This is a genomic window from Alkalibacterium sp. m-11 (assembly GCF_054658155.1).
This window is the reverse complement of record NZ_BAAGIR010000155.1, coordinates 1-3,992: the sequence shown is the minus strand read 5'-3', so window position 1 is coordinate 3,992 and position 3,992 is coordinate 1. Positions and strand designations below refer to the sequence as shown.

3 protein-coding genes are annotated in these 3,992 nt (G+C 27.9%); all 3 read left to right on the top strand.

Annotated features, from left to right (window positions below; all coding sequences use genetic code 11):
- The first annotated feature begins 245 nt into the window (after positions 1-245).
- The 3 genes from ACYQ2O_RS10875 to ACYQ2O_RS10865 are packed head-to-tail and all read left to right on the top strand — an operon-like array spanning position 246 to position 3,747.
- Positions 246-1,301: a glycosyltransferase family protein gene (locus tag ACYQ2O_RS10875; protein WP_459796613.1), complete on the top strand. Its 1,056-nt coding sequence runs from the start codon at positions 246-248 to the stop codon at positions 1,299-1,301.
- A gap of 27 nt (positions 1,302-1,328) precedes the next feature.
- On the top strand, positions 1,329-2,546 hold the full coding sequence (locus ACYQ2O_RS10870) for an O-antigen ligase family protein (RefSeq protein WP_346024105.1): 1,218 nt from the start codon (positions 1,329-1,331) through the stop codon (positions 2,544-2,546).
- 25 nt (positions 2,547-2,571) lie between these two features.
- A complete protein-coding gene (locus tag ACYQ2O_RS10865) occupies positions 2,572-3,747 on the top strand; it encodes a glycosyltransferase family 2 protein (protein WP_346024106.1) in 1,176 nt (391 codons plus the stop codon).
- The last annotated feature ends 245 nt before the right edge of the window (positions 3,748-3,992 follow it).

Genomic DNA, 3,992 nt, shown 5'->3' with positions numbered 1-3,992 from the left:
AAAATTCTGGAAAAAGTCATCCGCTGCGCCAGCATTTGACTTTTTTGTAAATTTTGATGAGAACTACTTGTGATTTAGTTAACAAATATGAAATTCGGTAAGAATATAATTTTATGCAACACTAGTGGTCACAATTATATTTTAGTAATGAAGTACCAGTTTCTAATATCACGAATAATTTTTACAATATTTCCGATAGTGATGTATTAAAATCAATTTTTTATAAAGATCAAAAAACTGGTCAAGTGGTTAAACTTTCTAATAACCAAAGAGATGATAAAAACAATATAAATTTTCAAAAAGTAATTAGATACACTAAAAAATCTCAATTATCGAGAATACTAAGAGAAACAGCATGGCAAATTGCCTCCTGGAATAATGATGAATTGAATCAATGGTTAGAAGCTGTAAACCCAGAATTATTGTTTTTTGTAGCAGGAGATAGTTTGTTCGCCTATCAAATTGCGCAATATATCCAACAGAAATTTTCTACCAAAATGATTGTTTATATAACTGACGATTATATATTAAAACGACAAACTCTAAATCCATTTTGGTGGACTAGACGAAATAAATTAATTAAAAAAATGAGAACGGTAATTAATGATGCAGACTTACTTATAACTATTTCACCTAAGATGCAAGAAGTTTACTCTAGAATATTCAATAAAAAAAGTTTTGTTGCGGCTAATATAAGTGAATCTATGAAAACTAGAGAAGAAAAGAAAACCTCAAGTTATCGTTTTGTGTATACGGGGGGGTTACATTTAAACCGAGATAAAATACTATTAAAAATTGGAGAAGCTATTGAAGAAATCAATGAAAATTTTGAAGAGAATATTGAGTTTTATATATACTCAAATAATAATCCTACTCCAGGTTTTATACGTAGAATAGAAAAATTAGAATGCACAATATTTGGTGGCTCATTAAACCCTGTTGAATTAAAGACAGCCTTGAATAATGCGGACTCCCCTATATTTGTAGAGTCCTTTGATAAAAAGTCTATAGAAGCTACACGGCTTTCCTTATCTACTAAAATACCTGAGTATCTGTCACTTGGAAAACCAATTATAGCTATTGGACCAGATAATATATCCTCAATGAACTATCTAAGTAAAGTAGCTTTCTGTATAAATAGTAGTAACAATATAAAAGATGGTATTACTAATTTTATGTTTAAAAGAGATAAAGGTAGTTATGGAAAAAAAGCAATAAAATTATATAATAGTAAGCATAATAAAGAAGCAATTTTATCAGCTTTTAACGAGGAAGTCGATAAGATAGTTAAAGGAAAATAAATATCTTTAATATTTTTGGAGGGGAATATGGTTAAGAATTTAGAATATATACAGTTAGAAAGTAACCAGATAAAAACAAGTAAGAGAGAAAAAATAATGTTTTTCTTAGTTTTATTAGATATTTTATTTTTTCCATATATTACTCCATTGTATTCCAGTCTGTCTATGTGGGTACTAATCTTTTGGCTCCCTTTAAACTTAAATAAGTTAAGTAAAACTAAAGAAGTGAAGATGTTTTTCTTTGCTTTAATATTTATTCTTGCTAGTACTATCTATTCATTTCGATTTTCTCAGTCTATTATTACTGCTAATATAACTAATACAGTAATTTTAATCTATGGTTTTCTGTACTACTTTTTCTTTAGGTTAAATTTTCAAAAATATGAAGTGAATATTTCATCGTTTTTAATCGGATATTTAGTATTAAATGCTATTTTAGGGTTAGTTTATTATTTAAGTCCACAAATGTACTTTAATATGAGGTCTTTTTGGACAATGAGTGGTAATACAATTGAAGTAGGATCCAGTTTATCAATTTATAGATTTACAGGAATTCTAAGTGATCCAAATAATTTTGCAGTCATAATTAATGCAATAACCTATTTTTTGATATTTAATACAGATACCAAAGTTAATCGTAAATTTATTATTGTCTTTCTGACTGGTTTTTTAACAGTTATCTCAATGAGTACTACAGGCTTAATAATGTTTGCGTTACTAATAAGCTTCGCTGTTATTACTAAATTATCCAAAGTATTCTTAACACGAAAAATTAAGAAAAAAAATTTGTTATTTGGAATGGTTATTATTAGTTTATTGCCTTTCTTCCTATTATTAATAAATGAATTTTTCTCATCAGAGATTGCAGTAATCGCTATTAATAGATCGGAAAGTAATTCGGCTGATTCAAGAATAATGATATGGCAAAACTTATTATCGAGTAAAAATATGCTAAATCATTTAGTATTAGGAGATGGCGGGAACGTTATCATTAATAATCGAATATTCCGACCTCATAATGGGCATTTTCATTTAATTTATAGCTACGGTATTATAACTTACTTTATCTTTATGTATACTTTCTTCCGGATTCGTGGTAATTTAAGTTTTTCATCCTTAAAAAAGTATTTATTCTTAGTACCAATATTTTTAGGTTTTACAGTTAACGTAGGTATTTATGAGAATAGGTTTATTAATATTATGGGACTACTAGTGGCAGCATATGCTACTAGCAAAGAAAAATAAATTAAAAATTAAAAGGAAGTATATAATGAATAAGAATGTCATTGTCGTTGTTGCATACAATAGACCTCGCTCATTAGAAAGAATACTAAATATATTAAGTAAATCATATTACTCAGAAAATGTAGACTTAATAATTAGCATAGACCGGAGTGAAATTTATACTCAGCTCAAAGACATAGGAGATAATTTTAATTGGGCGTATGGTGATAAAAATGTAATAGTACGAGAAAAAAGGTTGGGCTTGAGAAAACATATTTTGGCATGTGGAGATTTAGTGGCGAATTATAAGGGTTTAATAATGTTTGAAGACGATATTGTACCTTCAAAATATTTCTACCATTATTCAAGATTAGCATTAGATTTTTATCAAGATGATAAAAATATTGGAGGTATATCACTGTATTCTCCAGATATTAATGAAATGGTAGAAAAACCATTTATACCATTGAAAAATGAATATAGTGTTTTTTTTATGCAAAGTGCGTCTTCGTGGGGGCAGGCATGGACAAAGGACATGTGGTTAAATTTTAGAGAATGGTACAATAAAAATAACAAACCTCTTAAAAGCCAAGGGGATATGCCTGAAAAAATATATAGTTGGCCCGAAACTTCTTGGAAAAAATACTATATGAAATATCTAGTGGTTAATAATAAATATTTTGTATATCCCTTTGATTCATTATCAACTAATTTCAATGATGTTGGTCAGCATGCAAAATTTGAATCGGCAATGTATCAAGTACCTTTAGTTACCTCTAAATTGTATTATAATTTTCCGAATTTTGTTAATGGAGTTAAATATGATTCTTTCTATGAAAATCAGGATTTAGAAATATTGTTGGAAGGAGAATATTTAAAATCTGAAATTTGTGTAGACATATACGGAACTAAAAAATACTTTAATAAATATCAGTATTTGCTTACGACGAATAGCTATAACCTTGCTTTGGCACACCAGTATGGATTATCATATAAACCACATGAATTAAATATATTAATGGATAATCCTGGAAATGAAATTAAACTCTATAAATTACAAGATGATAAAAAACTTAATGATAGCAAACTTAAACAGAGTCCTAGTTTTGAAACAATAATTTATTATTCTAATTTAAATTGGAAAGATGCTTTGTATATCGGAATAAAAGGTTTTTCAAAAACATTTAAACGTAAATTGAAAGAAATGGTCAATTTTAAATAAACTTCTATAGTAAATAAGTATCTCAAATTAATCCTTCAAAGAGTTTATACTTAGTTAACAAATAATATATTGATAGCAACAATCTACAATAACATGAGCCAAAATTAAATAACGAGAGTTTAACGTAATTCCGAAAGAAGTCTCCCACTTCTAAGCGTATGGGTGCGAAGCACCAGTGAAAGTGGGAGATGAATTTCGGTCAAGCGATAGCTATGTGTAAAATAGTTGTCGGAAAGTAAAATAGT